Raw genomic sequence first — 16680 nt, 5'->3', positions numbered from 1 at the left:
AGTGGAGCCCCGGAGGCCACCCAGCGCAGGTGGCCTCCGGGAGTTCAGGCGGCCGCCGGGAGATCGGCGGGCACGAGGCGGAACGAGACGGTCTGCCCCGGCCGCGCCTGGGCCATCACCGGCAGGTCGTCGGTCAGCACGACGCCGATCACCGGGTACCCACCGGTCACCGGGTGGTCGGCGAGGAACACCAGCGGCAGCCCCGAGGGCGGCACCTGGATCGCGCCCGGCACCATGCCCTCGCTGAGCAGCTCGCCCTCCCGGGACCGTTCCAGCGCCGGACCGGTGAGCCGGACGCCGACGCGGTTGCTCTCCGACGTCACCTCGTAGGTCGCCGTCGAAAAGGTCTTCAGCGCCTCCGGGGTGAACCAGTCGTCCCGCGGGCCGGGCATCACCCGCACCGTCAGCGCGAACCCGGCCGGATCGGGCACCGGCGCGACCTCGACCGACGGCAGCGGGCCGCACTCGTCGGTGCCGATGGGCAGCACGTCGCCCTCGCTCAGCGCCGCCGGGCCGAGCCCGGCCAGCAGATCCGTCGAGCGGGACTCCAGCACCTTGTCCACCCCGATCCCGCCGCGCACCGCGAGGTAGGTGCGCAGCCCGGAGGTCGGCGCACCCAGCGTCAGCTCCTCGCCCGGCCACACGGTGAACGGCGCGTTCATCGCCTCTCCGCGGCTGCCGCGCCGGATCGGGCACGGCGCGCCGGTCACCACGACCCGCGCGACCTGCCGGAACCGCAGCACCAGACCGCCGAAGGTGGTCTCCAGCACCGCGGCGCCGTCCAGGTTGCCGACGAGCCGGTTGGCCAGCGCGGCCGAGCGCCGGTCGGCCGCCCCGGACCGGCCGACCCCCAAGGCGGCCAGTCCGGGACGTCCCAGGTCCTGCACCGTGGTCAGCGGACCCGGCCGCACCACCTCGATCATCGAACCTCCCGGAAGCGGATGCGGGTGCCCGGCCGCAGCAGGGCGGGCGGCCTGCGGGCCGGGTCCCACAGCGGGACCTCGGTCCGGCCGACCAGCTGCCAGCCACCGGGCGACGACCGCGGGTAGATGCCGGTGAACTCACCGGCGATGGCGACCGCCCCGGCCGGCACGTGCGTCCGCGGCGTGGCCCGCCGCGGCAGGTGCAGCTTCGGGTGCAGCCCGGTCAGGTAACCGAAACCGGGCGCGAACCCGCCGAACGCCACCGTGTACTCGGCGGCGGTGTGCATCTCGACGACACCGTCCGCGCCGAGGCCGGTGTGCTTGCCGACCTCGGCCAGGTCGGCGCCGTCGTAGTACACGGGGATCTCCACCAGCTCGCCGCGCATCGCCTGGGCGGGCACCGGTTCGGTGCCCGCCAGCAGCTCCGCCAGCTCGCCGGCGCCGATCACGGCCGGGTCGAAGCGCACCAGGAGGGTGCGCGCCGCCGGCACCAGTTCCGTCACGCCGTCGGGACGAGGGTCGGACAGCGCGGAGTACAGGCCGAGCACCGCGTCGATCCCGCCGGTGTCCCCGACGTCCACCAGCAGCGCCTGGTCCCCGCATCGCCGGATGTTCATGCGAAGCTCCGCACCTCGACCCCGGCCGACACCAGCGCGGTCCGGGCCGCGGTGGCCAGTTCCACCGCGCCCGGGGTGTCGCTGTGCACGCACAGCGAGCCCGCCTGGAGGGGGATGACCGTGCCGTCCACGGCCACCACCTCGCCGTCCCGCACCAGCCGCACGCACCGCCGCGCCACCTCGTCCGCGTCGGTCAGCACCGCCCCCGGCTCGCGCCGGGGGAGGAGCCGCCCGTCGGGCGAGTAACCGCGGTCGGCGAACGCCTCGGCGATGGTGGTCAGCCCGGCCTCGGCGGCCCGCGCCAGCCACCGGGACCCCGGCTGCCCGAGCACGGGCAGCGTCGGGTCGTACTGCCACACCGCCTCGGCCACCGCGCCCGCCTGCTTCTCGTGCGTGGCGATGGCGTTGTACAGCGCGCCGTGCGGCTTGACGTAGGCGATCTCGCCGCCCGACGCGCCGGCCAGCGCGTCGAGCGCGCCCAGCTGGTAGAGGATCTCGTCGATCAGTTCGACGGGGTCCACGTCGAGGAACCGGCGGCCGAAGCCGGCCAGGTCCCGGTACCCGACGTGGGCTCCGATGGTGACCCCGCGCTTCACCGCCGCCTCGCACACGTGCCGCATGGTCGAGGGGTCACCGGCGTGGAAGCCGCAGGCCACGTTGGCGCCGGTCACGACGTCCAGCAGGGCTTCGTCATCGGCGATCCGCCAGGCGCCGAACCCTTCGCCCACGTCGCAGTTCAAATCGATGGTGGCGGTGGTCGCGGGGGCGCTCATCGTGCGACTTCCACCGTCTCGGCCGTGGTCACGACCGGCTCCTCCTCGGGCGCCTGGCGGGACAGCGCGATGCCGATCCCGGTCAGGACCGCGGTCGCCACCAGGTACAGCGCCACCGCGAACCACGAGTCGTAGGCGGCCAGCAGGGCGGTGAAGATCAGCGGGGCCACGGCGCCACCGATCGGGCCGGCCAGCGTGTAGGCCAGCGAGCTGCCGGTGTAGCGCAGCCGGGCGGTGAACTGCTCGGTGATGAGCGCGGCCTGCGGGCCGTACAGCAGGGCGTGGATGGCCAGCGCGATCACCATGCCGACCGCGACGGCGAGGAACGACCCGGTGCTCGCCATCGGGAAGAAGATGAACGGCCACACGGCCGCGGCGATCGTGCCCACCGTGTAGAGCGTGCGCCGGTTGATGCGGTCGGACAGCGCGCCCGCGGCCGGCATCAGGAACAGCTGGAAGGCCGAACCGATCATCACCGCGGTGAGGCCCTCGCTGCGGCTCATGCCGAGCTCGGTGGTCATGTAGGTGAGGACGAAGACGGTGAACAGGGAGTAGAGGACGTCCGGGCAGACGCGGACCAGGATGCCGGCGATCAGGGCCCGCGGCTCCTTGGTGAAGACCTCCTTCAGCGGGGCCGTCGGCGCCTCGCCCTTCTCGGCGATCTTCTTGAAGACCGGGGTCTCCTCGAGCTTCATCCGCAGCCACAGGCCGAAGATGACCAGAACACCGGACAGCAGGAACGCGATGCGCCAGCCCCAGGACTCGAACGCCGCCTTCGACATCACCGCAGCCAGCAGCGCGATCACACCGTTGGCCAGCAGGTTGCCCGCCGGCGGGCCGATCTGGGCGGCGGAGGCCCAGAAGCCGCGCTTCTTCGGATCGCCGAACTCACTGGACAGCAGCACCGCGCCGCCCCACTCGCCACCGACACCGACACCCTGCGCGAACCGCAGCAGCACCAGGATCACGGCGGCCCAGCCGCCGATGGAGGCGTGGGTCGGCAGGATGCCGATCAGGAAGGTGGCGATACCGGTCAGCAGCAGGGTGAACACCAGGACCTGCTTGCGGCCCAGCTTGTCGCCGAGGCGGCCGAAGATGAACCCACCGAGCGGCCGGGCCAGGTAACCGACGGCGTAGGTCGAGAACGCGGCCATCGTGCCGACGAGGGCGTCGCCCGACGGGAAAAACAGCGTGCCGAACAACGTCGCGGCCGCCACCGAGTAGGCCGCGAAGTCGTAGTACTCGAGAGTGGTGCCGGACAGGCTAGCCACGAACGCGCGGCGCAGTGAGCGCTTGTCCGTGGGCTCAGTCGAAGCGGTCATCACGATGTCCATCCATCGAAGGGGAGTGAGGTAGGTCATGAAGTTAGGGATTGTTGAACGATCCGTCAATACTTTCGAGGAACATCGATCTGGCTTCGAAGCGTCTGGATAGACTTTTCGTAGAACAAGTCGCAGGTTGGACCGTCCTTCGATGGACTGGTTAAGTTTCCGTTACACGGTCCGACCCCTGAAAACACGGAGGCCCCGCGTGACCACCGACGCCGAGTCCACGGGCTCGATCCCCAGCACCGGGCTCGAGGCCGATCGCCTGCTGCTGGGGCGCACCAGCACGGCCGAACGGCTGGCGGACATCCTGCGGGGGCGCATCACCGAGGGCTTCTTCGAGCCCGGCAGCCGCCTGTCCGAGGAGGCGATCGGCGGGGCGCTGGGCGTCTCGCGGAACACGCTGCGTGAGGCGTTCCGGCTGCTCACGCACGAGAAGCTGCTGGTGCACGAGCTGAACCGGGGCGTCTTCGTGCGGCGGCTGTCGGTCGAGGACGTGATCGACCTGTACAAGGTGCGCAAGCTCGTGCAGTGCGCCGTGCTGCGGGAGATCACCAGCCCGCCGGGGGACAAGCTGCAGGCGGTGGAGGCCGCGGTGGCCGACGGCGAGGACGCCAAGAAGCGTCAGGCCTGGCGCGAGCTCGGCACCGCCAACATCCACTTCCACCAGGCGCTGATCACGCTCGCCGGCAGCCCCCGGGTGGACGAGCTGGTCCGCGGGCTGCTCGCCGAGCTGCGGCTGGTGTTCCACGTGATGGCCGACCCGCAGCCCTTCCACGAGCCTTACCTGGAGCGGAACCGGGAGATCCTGGAGACGCTGCGCACCGGCGACGGCGCCACGGCGGAGCGCCAGCTGGCCGCTTACCTGGACGACGCGGAGAAGCAGCTGGTGGAGGCCTACCGCCGGGTGATGTGAGCGCAGAACTCGCACTCCCGAGTGCAGAACTCACGCTCCCGAGCGTGGGACTCGCGTGCGGGAGCGTGGGACTCGCGGCCGCCGCGAGTCCCACGTTCGGGGCGGTGAGTCCCACGCTCCGAGTGGCGAGTTCTGCGTTCGGGGTGGCGAGTTCCGCGGTCAGGCGGAGATCTTCAGGTCCTTCAGCAGCTTGGCGACGTGGCCGGTCGCCCGGACGTTGTACATCGCCTTGACGATCGTGCCCTCGGGGTCGATCACGAACGTCGAGCGGATCACGCCCTGCACGATCCGGCCGTAGTTCTTCTTCTCGCCGAACGCGCCCCACTCCGTGAGCACCGTCTTGTCCGGATCGGACAGCAGCGGGAACGTCAGCCGCTCCGCCTCGGCGAACTTCGCCAGCTTCTCCGGCTTGTCCGGCGACACGCCGAGCACCTGGTAGCCGGCGCCGTCGAGCTCGCCGAGGTTGTCCCGGAAGTCGCAGGCCTGCTTGGTGCACCCGGGCGTGCCCGCCGCGGGGTAGAAGTACACGACGACGTGCCTGCCCCGGAAGTCCGACAGCGAGACCTGCGTGCCCGTGCTGTCGGGAAGGGTGAAGTCGGGGGCCTTGTCGCCGGCGGTGAGACGCTGCGGGTCAGTCATGCCCCGAGCGTATCCGGGCGCCGGTCAGGCGGGCCCGCAGTACACGGCGATCACCGGGCTGGTCGCGGTCGGCCGCAGGGTCAGCCGCATCTCGGCGGGCTCGGGCGGCGCGGCGAAGGCCAGGTTCACCCGCACGTCGCGCCCGGGTTGCACGTCCTTGCCCGCGTCGACGATTCCGCTGTACCCCTGCGTCGAGTCCACCACCTGCTTCGACGGCACGTCCCCGACGGTCGCCGTCACGCTCAGCCCGGACAGCCGGTACGGCTGGTCGCCGTCGTTGCGGATGATGATCTCGAACGCCACCGCCCGGTCGCTGCGTGGATACGCGCTCTCGCTGGGCTTGAACGGCTTCGGCGCGGACACCGACACCGCGACCCCGTCGCCGAACCGGAACTGGCCGCCGAAGTCCAGGGTGTGCAGCGCGGGAACCGCCTGCGGGATGGCCACGTCACCACCGGTGCTCGTCGACCCGCCCTCGACCTGCGCCGGCGCACCGCAAGCGGTCACCGCCACCAGGACGAGCGCGGCCATCGCGTGCCTCGGGGTGCGCACAGGGGCCACTTCCTCACTTCTTCAGCCGCCCGGCTGGTCCGTTCGGGGTAGGTATTTCCGCCGGGCGCGCTCCACTCTGTCCCTACTCGCGAGTGCGTGCGAGTCACCGCGCGGGGTTGACGCGGACCTGGTGTCGGGATGTGGCCGATCCGTGACCGGAGCGGCACCAGCCGTGATCGCGCTCACCCCGGCGGGTTCAGACCGCCATCGCGAGGAAGAGGATGAAGGTGCCGCAGCCGACCAGCCACGCCACGATCAGCCAGCCGAAATCGCGCCACGGGTCGACCGTGTGGTTGTCCTCGCCGGGCACGTAGACGCCGCGTTGCTCGAACCAGTCCGCCACGCTGCTCACCCACTTCAAGGGGTTGCGGCCCGCCACGTTCACCTCCGCCTGCTGCGCGATCACGGTCACAGTAACGGGCCGTCTGAGCTATCGGTTTGTCACCGTGCGTACGACATTTGGCCTATCGGATGTGAGCTCGATCACGACCTGAGGCAACGAACTGATAACAACAGTAATCATGTCGCGGGCAGTAAGCGGCTTCGGAGAGGTTCAGCGTGACGAGCGACGACAAAGACACTCGGGCGAGTGCCACGACGCGGCAGATCAGTGTCGCGGAGTTGCTGCGCCGGGAAGGCGTCACGCAGGAGTTCACCGCGATCAAGCTGCCGAAGGAGCCCGTGGACGACTCCGGCATCACGCCCGAGATGGCCGAGGCGCCCACCGTGCGCATCCCGGCGGCCAGCATCCTGCGCCGGGAGAGCGAGCCGGGCAGCCGGTGGGACAAGCGCAAGGCCGGCCGCATCGGCGCGCTCGCCGCGGGCGTGGCGGCCCTGGCCGGTGTTGCGGTCAGCACCCTGACCACCGGCCAGCTGCACGACGCGGCCGCGCCGGGCGGAGCGGGCGGCGGCCCGGACACCAGGACCGGCCACACCCCGACGAGCACGATCGCCGCTCCCCAGCAGCAGTTGCTGGCCAGCAGCACGCCGACCTCGACCAGCAGCGCCGAGCTGCCGCCGTCGGGCAGCGCGTCCTCGCAGGCCCAGCCGCAGGCGGCCCAGCAGGGCGGCGCCGCCGGCGCGAGCGGCCAGGCGCGCACCGGCCAGTCGACGAGCAGCCGTGGCACGACGGCCGCGCCGACGACCACCTCGGCCGCCCCGGCGCCCGCCGCGGGCACGAGCCGGACCCAGCCCCAGACCACCACTCCGCGGACGACCACGACCTCGCCGACCACGACCGAGCCGACCTCGGAGCAGCCGAGCAGCTCGCCGGGAACGACGACCCAGCCGACCAGCAAGAGGAACGGCGGCCTGCTGGGCACCGTGGGCGGCCTGGTCGGCGGTCTGCTCGGCGGCTGACCCCTCGACGCGAACCGAAGGCCACTCCCGCGGGAGTGGCCTTCGGCGTGTTCAGCGGGGCATGCGCCGCCAGATCGCGCGCGGCAGCAGGCGCATCAGGAAGAACACCGGGCGCAGCACGGGCGGCACCCAGACCTCCCCGCGTCCCCGCCGCAGCGCGCGCACGGTCGCCGTCGCGACCTGTTCGGGCGTGCTGGAGAACGGGGCGGGCGACATGCCCTCGGTCATCCGCCCGATCACGAACCCCGGGCGCACCAGCAGCAGCCGCACGCCGCTGCCGTGCAACGCGTCGGCCAGGCCGCCGGCGAACCCGTCCAGCCCGGCCTTCGCCGAGCCGTACACGTAGTTGGCCCGCCGCACCCGCACCCCGGCGACCGAGGAGAACACCACGAGCTGCCCGCTGCCCTGCGCGCGCAACAGGTTCGCCAGCTCGGTCAGGACGCTCACGTGGGCGACGTAGTCCGTGTGGATCACGGCCATCGCGTGCGCCGCGTCGCGCTCGGCCCGCTCCTGGTCGCCCAGGATCCCGAACGCGACCACGACCGTCTCCAGTGGACCGTGCTCGGCGACCACCGCGTCCAGCACCTCGCGGTGCCGCGCCACGTCGTCGGCGTCGAACTCGACCCGCGCCACCTCGGACGCGCCGGCCCGGCGCAGCGACGCCTCTTCGTCATCGAGGTCGCCGCTGCGCCGGGCCGCCAGTACGAACTTCCGCTCGCCGTCCACGAGTTTCCGTGCCACGGCGAGGCCGATCTCACTGCGCCCGCCGAGCACCAGCACCGTTCCGCTCACGCGGGGCAGTCTGCCCGACGATCAGTGGGTGGTGTGGCCCGGCCGGTGCATGCGCCACCGCGACGGGCGGTGCCGTCCGGTCTGCTGCTGGGCGGCGGCCTCCGGCGACCCGGTCTGCTGCGGCACCGGACGCGTCGGGACGTCCGCGTTGCCGGGCACGTCGCCGGTGGCCATCGGCTGCTGCATCGTCGCGGCACCGCTGTCGGTGCTCTCGACGTGCACCTTCTTGCGCGCGGGCATGACTGCCATGATCAGGCCCAGCACCGCGCTCGCCCCGTGCAGCCAGTTGTCGGCCGCGTTGAGGTTGAGCGGGTTGCCCAGCCCGGATACCGGGTTGGACGCGATCACCCCGGTGATCATCAGGCCCCAGATGGTCACCAGGCCGAAGCCGATGAACAGGATCCAGCCGAAGGTGCGGGCCGACGCCGACGACGCGGCGAACAGCAGGCCCAGCACGCCGACCACCACGTGCACCAGGTTGTGCAGCGGGTTGATCATGAAGCCCATCAGCATGTGGTCCGGGTTGCCGGTGAAGTCACCGAAGCCGGTGCGCACGAACCCGATGATGCCGATCACGAGGTAGACCAGACCGACGAGCGCGGCGAGCACCTGGACCGGCTGGAAGCCGGCCGCCCGGACGCGGGCTTGTTCCGAACGAGACATGTCGCCTGTCCCCTTTGTCCGACGGACACCACGGTTGCGTGATGTGCCCGACGGGTTACCCGGTGGTGGAATCGGGCAAACTCACCGGACCAGCCGCCCGAGCAGGGCGGACGCGACCCCGATGGCGATCGCGGCGGAAGCGGCGAGCACCCCGGAGTCCACCCAGACGTGGGAGGGGGTGCCGATCAGCAGCCCGCGCAGCGCGTCCACCTCGTAACTGAGCGGGTTGACGTGGCTGAGCACGCGCAGCCAATCGGGCATCAGATCCACCGGGTAGAGCGCGTTGGACCCGAAGAACAACGGCATCGTGATCGCCTGCCCGATGCCCATCAGCCGTTCGCGGGACAGCACGAGCCCGGCGATCACGATCGACAGGCAGCAGAAGAACGCCGAGCCGAGCACCACGGTGAGCGCGGCGCCGAGCAGCTTCAGCGGGTTCGCGGTGAGGCCGACGCCGAGGACCGCCGCGAGGATCAGCACGATCACCGCCTGCGCGAACGCCCGCACCCCGGCCGCGAACGCCTTGCCGGTGACCAGCGCGGCGCGCGGGGTCGGCGTGACGAGCAGCTTGCCGAGCACACCGGCGTCGCGTTCCCAGATGATCTGGATGCCGTAGAAGATCGCGATGAACAACGCGGACTGCGCGAGGATGCCGGGGGCGAGGAAGTCCAGGTAAGGCGTGTCCCCGGTGGGGATCGCGCGCAGCCGGGTGAAGGTCTCGCCGAAGATCAGCAGCCACAGCGCGGGCTGGATCGCGCGGGTGATGAGTTCGGAGCGGTCGCGGCGCAGCTTCTGCAGCTCCACCAGGCACATCGTGCCCACCCTGGACAGCAGGCGGCGGACCGGCCGCGGGTCAGCCCAGGCGGCGTGCGGTGCGGCGAGCGGCGCGGACATCGCGCATCCCTCCCTTGTCGGCGTCGTCGAACGCGTCACCGGTGACCGCCCGGAAGACATCGTCCAGAGTGGACTCCGGCCCCAGCCGGGCCCGGAGCTCCGCCGGGCTGCCCTGCGCGCGGATCCGGCCGCGGTGCATGAGCGCGACCTGGTCGCAGTGCTGCTCGGCCTCGTCCATGTAGTGCGTGGTCACCAGCACGGTCATGCCGGTCTCGGCGCGGACCTGTTCGATGCGCTCCCACACGCCGGTGCGGGCGACCGGGTCGAGCCCGATGGTCGGCTCGTCGAGTATCAGCAGCCGGGGCGCGCTGACCAGCGCCTGCGCCAGTTCGAGGCGGCGGATCATGCCGCCGGAGTAGGTCGCGGCCGTGCGGTCGGCGTCGTCCAGCAGGCCCACGGCGCCGAGTGCGGTCTCGACCTGCTCGGCGCGCTCGCGTCGCGGGACGTCGAAGAGGCGGGCGAACAGCGCCACGTTCTCCCGCCCGCTGAGCGAGCCGTCGGCGGAAAGTTGTTGCGGCACATAGCCGATCAGCCGCCGCACGCGCATCTTCCGGTGCGTGGCGTCGAGGCCGAACACCTCGATCGCGCCGGCCTTGACCGGCAGCAGCGTGGTGATCATGCGGATGGCGGTGGTCTTGCCCGCGCCGTTGGGGCCGAGCAGCCCGAAGACCTGGCCCGCCGGGATCTCCAGGTCGACGCCGTCGACGGCGACCGCGTCACCGAAGGCGTGCCGGAGCCCGGTGCAGCGCACCGCGGGTGTGGTCATTTCCCCTCCTGGATCGCGGCGATCAGCCGGTCGAGCGCGGGCAGCGCGGCTTCGAGCGCGTCGCGGTCCCCGGCCGGCAGGCACGCGATCGCCGAGGTCACGAACTCGGTGCGGGTGCGCCGCCAGTTCGCCAGCCGGTCCCGCGCCGGGCCGGTCAGCTCCAGCCGCGCGGCCCGGCGGTCGCCGGGATCGATCCGCCGGTCCAGCAGTCCGGCGTCGACGAGCTGGTTGACCAGCGAGCTGACCGAATTGCCGGCCAGGTGCAGGGCACGCGCGGCGGCGGCGACGCCGATGCCGGGGTGTTTCTCGACCACGCGGAGCAGTTCGATCTGCGCCGGACGCAGGGGCGCGTGCGGCAGCGTGTCCCGCACGCGCCGCCGGACGACCCGCCGCAGCGCGGCCGTGGTCGTCATCAGGTTCTCGGCCAGTTCTCGCACGTCCGCCAAGGTAGCTCTGACTCGGAGCTATTAGCAACGCTCACTAATTTCGCTTTCCGGAGGAAGCGGAGTATTCGTGAAGGGTGAATCCTGATCGCAAGAAGCGCGCGGCCGACGCGTTCCACCGGCTGGTCAACCCGCTGGCGAAGCGCCTGCCCGGCCAGGTGGTCCTCGAAACGATCGGCAGGCGCACCGGTCAGCCCCGGCACACTCCGGTCGGCGGGAAGGTCGTCGACGGCGCCTTCTGGTTCGTCTCCGGCGACGGGCGGCGGGCGTCCTACATCCGCAACATCGAGGCCAACCCGAAGGTGCGCGTGCGGCTGGGCCGCGTCTGGCGCACCGGCACCGCCCACCTCCTGCCCGGCGACGACCCGCACGAGCGGCTGAAGAAACTGCCGGCGGGCAACAGCATGATCGTGCGCCGCCTGGGGATCGCGCTGCTGACGGTGCGCGTCGACCTCGATTAGGGCAGGTGGAAGACCGCGCCGGGAGCGGCGTAGGCGACCGGGCCGCCGACCTCGCACAGCAGCGCGTCGCAGTTCTTGGCCGGCGCCGCCACCGCGGGGCAGGGCGCGGTGTCCCCGGAGTAGGCCAGCGACGCCGCGCCCGCCTCGATCCGCACGCCGAACGCCGGCATGCCGTGCTCGACGGCCGTGGCGGTGAACGTATCGGCCCGATCTCGGTTGGTCGGGAAGTCCGCCAGCCTGCCGGTGATCCCGGGTGGGCCGAACAGCGGGATCGGCGCGACCAGTTCGAGGTCGGCGAACAGGGCGCCGTAGTACGCGGTGAGCAGGTGCGAGATCCAGATGGCGGCGAGCCGGTCCAGGCCGGTGTGGCGGCGCAGCTCGGCGAGGGTGCCCGGCCGGCGTCGAGCCACACGTGCGTCCCGCCGCTGGTGACCAGAGCTCAGCCCATCGCGCATGATCGACTTGTCGACATCTCTACTGTGGACGGAAACACCCGTCCGGGTGGCGGGGCCTGCTCGCTAAAGTCCTGCGGGTGAGTACCGGAATCTCCACATTGGCGAGTCAGTGCCCCGCGCTGTCCCGGACGAGGGCCCTGGCGAGCTGGGTCGGCGACGGGAGACCCGTTACCCCCAAAGGAGTTCTGCGGCCCGCCGACGTTCCCTCGGTCGCCGGGGCGCTGGGCGTCGAGGTGGGGGAGAAGGTCCGCTCGGCCGCGGACGTCGTCACGATCCACCGGCCGTGGGTGGCCGCGGAAGGCGCGGGGCTGATCGAGGTCGGTGTCGCGGAGGCGGTCGCGCGCCCGCCGCACGACGATCCGGCGCAGCTGTGGCTCAAGGGCCTCGACGCGGTCCTGCGGGCCGAGTCGGCCGATCCACGCCGTCGTGGCGCGTTCGCGTTGTGCCGGGCGGTGCTGACCGCGCTGGCCAACGGCCCGCTGCTGGACGACCTGGTGTTCTCGGTGCACCGGCTGCTCAAGGGCAGCGAGGACGGCGACGCGGTCGCTTCGAGTTTCGGTGGCGCGGAACTGTTCCCGCTCGACGCCGCACTGGACGTGCTCACCGAGTTCGGCGCGCTGGACGGCGACCGGAAGGTCACGCCGCTGGGCCAGTGGGCGCTAGACGAGTGGGCCGCTCGTGAACCGCGGCCGGTCACGCCCGAGCTGCGCGCCGCGCAGCTGCTGGGCCGTCTCGCGCCGCTGCCCGCCGACGAGGCGTGGCACCAGGCACTGCGCTGGTTCGAGGGCAGGCGCCCGGTGGACGGCGCCGCGCAACTGCTGCACGCCGCGGAGTTCGCGTCACCGGTCGAGCGCGTGGCGGCCATCGAGGTGGTCGCCGGTTTCGGCGACGAGGTGCTGCCGGCCTGGCACGTCGCGCTGAGTTACCGCAACGTGCGCCCGCACGCCGCGGCGATGCTGGAGATGTGGGACGAGGGCCCGGGGTTGTCCGGAGCGGAGCGGCGGCGGCTGGTCACCGAGTACGCGTTGTCCGCGCGGGAGCGCAGCGGGGTCGAGGAGGCGTACCACTACGTACGCGACCGCGGCGGGCTCGACGCGCTGGAGCCCGAGGCGACGGCGTTGCGCCGTGAGCTGCGGGCGTTCGCCGAGTCGGTGCGGCTGACCGTGTACCAGCTGAAGATCACCGTGACCGGCCGGAAGCCGCCGCAGTGGTGGCGATTGGTGATCCCGGCGAGCGTGACGCTCGACGTCTTCGCCGAGGCGCTCGACGCGGACGGCGAGGAGCACCACTTCGAGGCCGACGGTGTGCGGTACGCCGACCCGTTCTTCGGCCTGGGCGAGGACCGCGACGAGCACGACGTGCGGTTGTCGCACGTGCTGGTGCGGCCGGGGACGAGCCTGCGGTTCTTCGTGGGCGCGGTCGAGCACTCCGTCACGTGCGAGAAGATCCTCGACCCCGACCCGCAGCTGAGCTATCCGCGCTGCACGAGCGTGTCCAAGGCCGGGGAAAGCGTTTCCGCCCGGAACAAGCGCCTGGCCGCCGTGCGCATCCCGCACCCCGCGCACCCCTGGTGATCAGCCGTCCGCGGCATGGCGGGCCAGCCTTTCTGCCAGTGCCCGGACCAGGTCGCGGAGCGCGCCGGGCTGCTCGACGACGAACGGCTGGTCGAGCGCCGCGAGCAGGGGCGGTATCCAGTCGAGCCGCTGCGCCCGGATCCGGGCCCGCACCCAGGGCTCGCCGCCGGTGATCGTCTCCAGCGACGCGACGGACGGCGGGAAGACGGAGCGGATCCGTTCGGGCGCCGAGCGGATCCGCACGGACACCTCGTGCTCGTACGGCGTCTCGGCGAGGGCGCTGAGCACCCGCTCGGCAGGGTCGAATCCCGCCGGCACGTCGAATGTTCCGGCGCCGATTTCGACGGTCCTGATCCGGTCGATCCGGAACGTGCGCACCTGCCCGCCGGCGGAGTCGAAGCCGCTCAGGTACCACCGCCCGGAGTGCGCCACCACCCCGTACGGGTGGACGACGCGTTCGCTGGCGCCGCCATGGCCCGCGGTGTAAGCGATTTCGAGCGGCCGGCTATCCCGCGCCGCCTCCGCCACGGTGAGCAGCACCCCGGCCTCCGCCGTGAGCGCCGGTCGTGGGGGCGCGGTGAAGCCGGCGATCTCCAGCAGCGCGTCGAGCCGCTGCCCGACGGCGTCGGGCAGCACCCGCCGGATCTTCGCGACCGCGCTCTCGGCGGCCGCGACCGACGTGGTGATCAGGCCGGCTCGCCGCCCCGCGACCAGACCGAGCAGGACGGCGAGCGCCTCCTCGTCGGTGAGCATCAGCGGGGGCATCCGGTAGCCGGGCGACAGCCGGTATCCGCCGTGCCGTCCGCGCACCGCGCGGACCGGGACGTCGAGGTCGCGGAGGTGATCGACGTAGCGGCGGACGGTGCGCTCGTCGACGTCGAGCCGCCCGGCGAGCTCGGCGACGGTCCGGGTCCCACCGCTCTGGAGGATCTCCAGCAGGGCCAGCACTCGGGCGATCGGCCGGGTCACCCGAAGATCCTCGCAATACCGGGCGGATCCTGTCCACTATCGCCTCTAGCGTGGCCGGTGTCCCTCCGCAGAAAGGAACCCGCCGTGCAGCTTCTCTCCGTCCGCGTCATCACCGACGACGTCGCCCGCCTCGCCGAGTTCTACGAGCAGGTGACCGGCCTCCGGGCGCGGTGGCTCGCCGAGCAGTTCGCCGAGTTCGCCGGATCTTCGTGCACGCTGGCGATCGGCGGCGCCGAGACGATGGCGCTGTTCAGCCCCGGGGCGGCCGTGCCCGAGTCGAACCGGAGCGCGATCCTGGAGTTCCTCGTCGAGGACGTGGACCGGGCGTACGAACGGCTGACGGCGCTGGCGGTCGTCCCCGAGATCGTGCAGAAGCCGACGACGATGCCGTGGGGCAACCGGTCGCTGCTGTTCCGCGACCCCGACGGCAACCTGGTCAACTTCTTCGCGCCGCTCACCGAAGAGGCCAGGGCGAGGCTCGCGCACTGACCGGCTTCAGCCGCGCGCCAGCCGCTCCAGGATGAAGGCCCGCAGCCCCTCCAGCTCGGTGTCCACCGCGACCTCGATCCGGCCGGGCGCCACATCGCCTTCCGCGTCCTCGCGCAGGGCCTGCCGGCGCCGGTCGACCAGCGTGGCGCCGCGGGCCGGGCCCAGCGAGCACTCCACCTCGACCGGGTAGGTCTCGGTCCGCAGGATGCCCGGCCGGATCGCCTCCGCGACGGCGACCGCGTCGTGCAGCACCACGCCGTCCCACCCGAGGGCCTTGCGGTAGTGCGCGACGTAGTCCGGTGTCAGCGCCTCCAGTGCGGCGCCGATCGGCCCGGACGCGGCCAGCTTGCCCAGCCACGTGCGGTCCACCGCGCACCGGTAGGTCAGGTCCATCGGCACCAGCACGCACGGCACGGTCTCCTCGACCAGCACCCGCCGCGCCGCCTCCGGGTCGCTCCAGATGTTGAACTCCGCCGCACCCGTCGTGTTGCCGCCGGCCAGCCCGCCGCCCATGACGACGATGCGGCCGATCTTCTCCCGCACCTCGGGGTGCGCGGCGAGCAGCAGCGCGATGTTCGTCAGCGGCCCGATCGGCGCGATCGTCACCGGCTCGTCGGCGGCCTCCAGCAACGACACCAGCAGGCTCATCGCACCGCCCGGCTCCAGCGCCCGGCCCGGCTCGGGCAGCGCGGCCGAGCGTCCGGACAACCCGTCCGACCCGTGCACGTGGCTGGCGCGGTGCAGCTGGGCGTGCACCAGCGGCCGCGCGGCCCCGGCCGCCACCGGCACGTCCGCGCGCCCGCACAGCGCCAGCACGCGGCGCGCGTTGCGGGTGGTCGCTTCGAGCGGGACGTTGCCGAAGACCGTCGTGACCCCCAGCAGGTCGACGTCCTCGCTCAGCGCCGCCAGCGCGATCGCGAAGGCGTCGTCCACGCCCGGGTCGGTATCGATGATCAACGGTGTCGGCATACTGTCAACCTATGACATCGATGTGGGGATCGCCGGTGCTGTCCCGGGTGCAGGCGTGGCGCCGCGCCCGGCGCGACCCTCGTCAGGCGAAGTTCCTGACCGCCGATTCGCTGCGCTGGGTCCTGCGCAACCGCGCCTACACCCCCTGGTACCTGGTGCGGTACTGGCGGCTGCTGAAGTTCCGGCTGGCGAACCCGCACGTCATCCTGCGCGGCATGGTGTTCCTCGGCAAGGACGTGGAGATCCACTGCCGCCCCGGTTACGGCCGCCTGGAGATCGGGCGCTGGGTGCACATCGGCGACGGCAACGCGATCCGCTGCCACGAGGGCTCGCTGCGCATCGGGAACAAGGCCGTCTTCGGGCGCCAGAACGTCATCAACTGCTACCTCGACATCGAGCTCGGCGCGGCGACCCTGGTGGCCGACTGGGTCTACATCTGTGACTTCGACCACATCACGGCGGACATCAACCTGCCGATCAAGGACCAGGGGATCGTGAAGACCCCGGTCCGCATCGGGCCGGACACCTGGATCGGCACGAAGGTTTCGGTGCTGCGCGGCACCCGCGTCGGCCGCGGTTGCGTCCTCGGCGCACACGCCGTGGTGCGCGGCGACATCCCCGACTACGCCATCGCGGTCGGCTCCCCGGCGCGCGTGGTGCGCGACCGCCGCGCCGACTACGAAGCCGACGCCGAACGCCGCGAGGCCATCGCCGACATGGCCCGCAAGGCGAACAAGGCGCTGCAGAAGACCCTCGAGCAAAGCTAGCGCCGCGTAGCGGCTCCGTTGAGGGTGGCGGTGGGCGAGGGGCTGGCCACAAGGGTCTAGCACGGGTTGGTCCCCTGGTCGTCGACCTAGGTCGCGAGCACAAGATCGGCCCGGTCCGGCTAAGTCCTGGCCGCAGGCTACCGCGCCACCGCGACGGCGGCGGCTACACCTTCCTGCACACCCGCGCTGGCCGATCACTCCCGCCCTCTAGTGTCCTGAGTCGTTAATTCGAGTTCAGCTGTAGGGTGCGGCATGCCGAATCCGAAGCTGCCTGAGTTGGCCTTGTCCGTTGATGAGGCACAGACGTTGCGGAACTGGGTGCAGCGGCGGAAGA

21 protein-coding genes are annotated in these 16680 nt (G+C 71.9%); 6 read left to right on the top strand and 15 right to left on the bottom strand.

Annotation, left to right across the window (positions count from 1 at the left end):
- Positions 1-44: 44 nt before the first annotated feature.
- The 4 genes from D0D28_RS27025 to D0D28_RS27010 are packed head-to-tail and all read right to left on the bottom strand — an operon-like array spanning position 45 to position 3647.
- Positions 45-923 (bottom strand): biotin-dependent carboxyltransferase family protein, encoded by an 879-nt coding sequence (locus tag D0D28_RS27025; protein WP_094008993.1) that lies wholly within the window; start codon positions 921-923, stop codon positions 45-47.
- A complete protein-coding gene (pxpB, locus tag D0D28_RS27020; protein ID WP_094008994.1) occupies positions 920-1540 on the bottom strand; it encodes a 5-oxoprolinase subunit PxpB in 621 nt (206 codons plus the stop codon). The genes D0D28_RS27025 and pxpB overlap by 4 nt, the downstream gene beginning before the upstream one ends.
- Complete coding sequence (locus tag D0D28_RS27015; protein ID WP_017987380.1) at positions 1537-2313, bottom strand: LamB/YcsF family protein; 777 nt, start codon at positions 2311-2313, stop codon at positions 1537-1539. Before D0D28_RS27015 ends, pxpB begins: the two co-directional genes overlap by 4 nt.
- Entirely contained in the window at positions 2310-3647 is a 1338-nt protein-coding gene (locus tag D0D28_RS27010; RefSeq protein ID WP_094008995.1) for an MFS transporter, read from the bottom strand. Before D0D28_RS27010 ends, D0D28_RS27015 begins: the two co-directional genes overlap by 4 nt.
- A gap of 196 nt (positions 3648-3843) precedes the next feature.
- On the opposite strand from D0D28_RS27010, the gene D0D28_RS27005 reads away from it, so the two are divergent.
- A complete protein-coding gene (locus D0D28_RS27005; RefSeq protein WP_116113491.1) occupies positions 3844-4554 on the top strand; it encodes a GntR family transcriptional regulator in 711 nt (236 codons plus the stop codon).
- A 159-nt stretch (positions 4555-4713) separates the two neighbouring features.
- On the opposite strand, the gene bcp is transcribed toward D0D28_RS27005, so the two are convergent.
- From bcp to D0D28_RS26990, 3 genes are all read right to left on the bottom strand, one after another.
- A complete protein-coding gene (gene bcp / locus D0D28_RS27000; RefSeq protein ID WP_094008997.1) occupies positions 4714-5193 on the bottom strand; it encodes a thioredoxin-dependent thiol peroxidase in 480 nt (159 codons plus the stop codon).
- Between the two features lie 24 nt (positions 5194-5217).
- The gene (locus tag D0D28_RS26995) at positions 5218-5745 is read right to left on the bottom strand and encodes a hypothetical protein (RefSeq protein WP_429727748.1); all 528 of its coding nucleotides are present in this window, start codon (positions 5743-5745) and stop codon (positions 5218-5220) included.
- Between the two features lie 196 nt (positions 5746-5941).
- A complete protein-coding gene (locus tag D0D28_RS26990; protein ID WP_116113528.1) occupies positions 5942-6124 on the bottom strand; it encodes a hypothetical protein in 183 nt (60 codons plus the stop codon).
- 179 nt (positions 6125-6303) lie between these two features.
- Between D0D28_RS26990 and D0D28_RS26985 the strand changes: the two genes are divergently transcribed.
- Complete coding sequence (locus D0D28_RS26985; RefSeq protein WP_116113486.1) at positions 6304-7104, top strand: hypothetical protein; 801 nt, start codon at positions 6304-6306, stop codon at positions 7102-7104.
- Positions 7105-7155: 51 nt separating this feature from the next.
- On the opposite strand, the gene D0D28_RS26980 is transcribed toward D0D28_RS26985, so the two are convergent.
- The 5 genes from D0D28_RS26980 to D0D28_RS26960 all read right to left on the bottom strand — a co-directional run bounded on the left by D0D28_RS26980 (position 7156) and on the right by D0D28_RS26960 (position 10656).
- Positions 7156-7896 carry an SDR family NAD(P)-dependent oxidoreductase gene (locus D0D28_RS26980; RefSeq protein ID WP_094009000.1) on the bottom strand — a complete coding sequence of 247 codons (741 nt, stop codon included), beginning with the start codon at positions 7894-7896 and terminating at the stop codon, positions 7156-7158.
- A gap of 21 nt (positions 7897-7917) precedes the next feature.
- The gene (locus D0D28_RS26975; protein WP_094009001.1) at positions 7918-8559 is read right to left on the bottom strand and encodes a DUF4383 domain-containing protein; all 642 of its coding nucleotides are present in this window, start codon (positions 8557-8559) and stop codon (positions 7918-7920) included.
- An 81-nt stretch (positions 8560-8640) separates the two neighbouring features.
- On the bottom strand, positions 8641-9453 hold the full coding sequence (locus tag D0D28_RS26970) for an ABC transporter permease (protein ID WP_094009002.1): 813 nt from the start codon (positions 9451-9453) through the stop codon (positions 8641-8643).
- On the bottom strand, positions 9413-10219 hold the full coding sequence (locus tag D0D28_RS26965) for an ABC transporter ATP-binding protein (protein ID WP_116113484.1): 807 nt from the start codon (positions 10217-10219) through the stop codon (positions 9413-9415). Before D0D28_RS26965 ends, D0D28_RS26970 begins: the two co-directional genes overlap by 41 nt.
- Positions 10216-10656, bottom strand: a complete 441-nt coding sequence (locus D0D28_RS26960; RefSeq protein ID WP_429727749.1) for a MarR family winged helix-turn-helix transcriptional regulator — start codon at positions 10654-10656, stop codon at positions 10216-10218. Before D0D28_RS26960 ends, D0D28_RS26965 begins: the two co-directional genes overlap by 4 nt.
- 83 nt (positions 10657-10739) lie before the next feature.
- Here D0D28_RS26960 and D0D28_RS26955 point away from each other — a divergent pair, with 83 nt between their 5' ends.
- Positions 10740-11123 carry a nitroreductase/quinone reductase family protein gene (locus D0D28_RS26955; RefSeq protein ID WP_116113478.1) on the top strand — a complete coding sequence of 128 codons (384 nt, stop codon included), beginning with the start codon at positions 10740-10742 and terminating at the stop codon, positions 11121-11123.
- On the opposite strand, the gene D0D28_RS26950 is transcribed toward D0D28_RS26955, so the two are convergent.
- The gene (locus tag D0D28_RS26950) at positions 11120-11533 is read right to left on the bottom strand and encodes a hypothetical protein (protein WP_240323371.1); all 414 of its coding nucleotides are present in this window, start codon (positions 11531-11533) and stop codon (positions 11120-11122) included. The genes D0D28_RS26955 and D0D28_RS26950 overlap by 4 nt on opposite strands.
- A gap of 122 nt (positions 11534-11655) precedes the next feature.
- Between D0D28_RS26950 and D0D28_RS26945 the strand changes: the two genes are divergently transcribed.
- Positions 11656-13152 carry a plasmid pRiA4b ORF-3 family protein gene (locus D0D28_RS26945; protein WP_240323370.1) on the top strand — a complete coding sequence of 499 codons (1497 nt, stop codon included), beginning with the start codon at positions 11656-11658 and terminating at the stop codon, positions 13150-13152.
- Here D0D28_RS26945 and D0D28_RS26940 read toward each other — a convergent pair whose 3' ends face one another.
- A complete protein-coding gene (locus tag D0D28_RS26940) occupies positions 13153-14121 on the bottom strand; it encodes a helix-turn-helix transcriptional regulator (protein ID WP_205413367.1) in 969 nt (322 codons plus the stop codon). It abuts the gene before it with no gap.
- 84 nt (positions 14122-14205) lie between these two features.
- Between D0D28_RS26940 and D0D28_RS26935 the strand changes: the two genes are divergently transcribed.
- On the top strand, positions 14206-14610 hold the full coding sequence (locus D0D28_RS26935) for a VOC family protein (protein WP_116113475.1): 405 nt from the start codon (positions 14206-14208) through the stop codon (positions 14608-14610).
- A 6-nt stretch (positions 14611-14616) separates the two neighbouring features.
- Here D0D28_RS26935 and D0D28_RS26930 read toward each other — a convergent pair whose 3' ends face one another.
- Positions 14617-15579: a nucleoside hydrolase gene (locus D0D28_RS26930; protein WP_094009007.1), complete on the bottom strand. Its 963-nt coding sequence runs from the start codon at positions 15577-15579 to the stop codon at positions 14617-14619.
- 11 nt (positions 15580-15590) lie between these two features.
- Here D0D28_RS26930 and D0D28_RS26925 point away from each other — a divergent pair, with 11 nt between their 5' ends.
- Positions 15591-16346 (top strand): acyltransferase, encoded by a 756-nt coding sequence (locus tag D0D28_RS26925; protein WP_116113472.1) that lies wholly within the window; start codon positions 15591-15593, stop codon positions 16344-16346.
- Positions 16347-16680 lie beyond the last annotated feature (334 nt).

This window comes from Amycolatopsis ruanii, from assembly GCF_003385175.1.
Classification (GTDB): domain Bacteria; phylum Actinomycetota; class Actinomycetes; order Mycobacteriales; family Pseudonocardiaceae; genus Amycolatopsis_E; species Amycolatopsis_E thermalba.
Note: the sequence above shows the minus strand (reverse complement) of the source record. Positions and strands in the feature narration are given on the sequence as shown.

Bases quoted from the DNA above. Each gene is read 5' to 3' on its own strand.
- D0D28_RS26930 (WP_094009007.1), bottom strand. From the start codon at position 15,579: ATGCCGACACCGTTGATCATCGATACCGACCCGGGCGTGGACGACGCC.
- D0D28_RS26975 (WP_094009001.1), bottom strand. From the start codon at position 8,559: ATGTCTCGTTCGGAACAAGCCCGCGTCCGGGCGGCCGGCTTCCAGCCG.
- pxpB (WP_094008994.1), bottom strand. From the start codon at position 1,540: ATGAACATCCGGCGATGCGGGGACCAGGCGCTGCTGGTGGACGTCGGG.
- bcp (WP_094008997.1), bottom strand. From the start codon at position 5,193: ATGACTGACCCGCAGCGTCTCACCGCCGGCGACAAGGCCCCCGACTTC.
- D0D28_RS27015 (WP_017987380.1), bottom strand. From the start codon at position 2,313: ATGAGCGCCCCCGCGACCACCGCCACCATCGATTTGAACTGCGACGTG.
- D0D28_RS27010 (WP_094008995.1), bottom strand. From the start codon at position 3,647: ATGGACATCGTGATGACCGCTTCGACTGAGCCCACGGACAAGCGCTCA.
- D0D28_RS27025 (WP_094008993.1), bottom strand. From the start codon at position 923: ATGATCGAGGTGGTGCGGCCGGGTCCGCTGACCACGGTGCAGGACCTG.
- D0D28_RS26970 (WP_094009002.1), bottom strand. From the start codon at position 9,453: ATGTCCGCGCCGCTCGCCGCACCGCACGCCGCCTGGGCTGACCCGCGG.
- D0D28_RS26965 (WP_116113484.1), bottom strand. From the start codon at position 10,219: ATGACCACACCCGCGGTGCGCTGCACCGGGCTCCGGCACGCCTTCGGT.
- D0D28_RS26925 (WP_116113472.1), top strand. From the start codon at position 15,591: ATGACATCGATGTGGGGATCGCCGGTGCTGTCCCGGGTGCAGGCGTGG.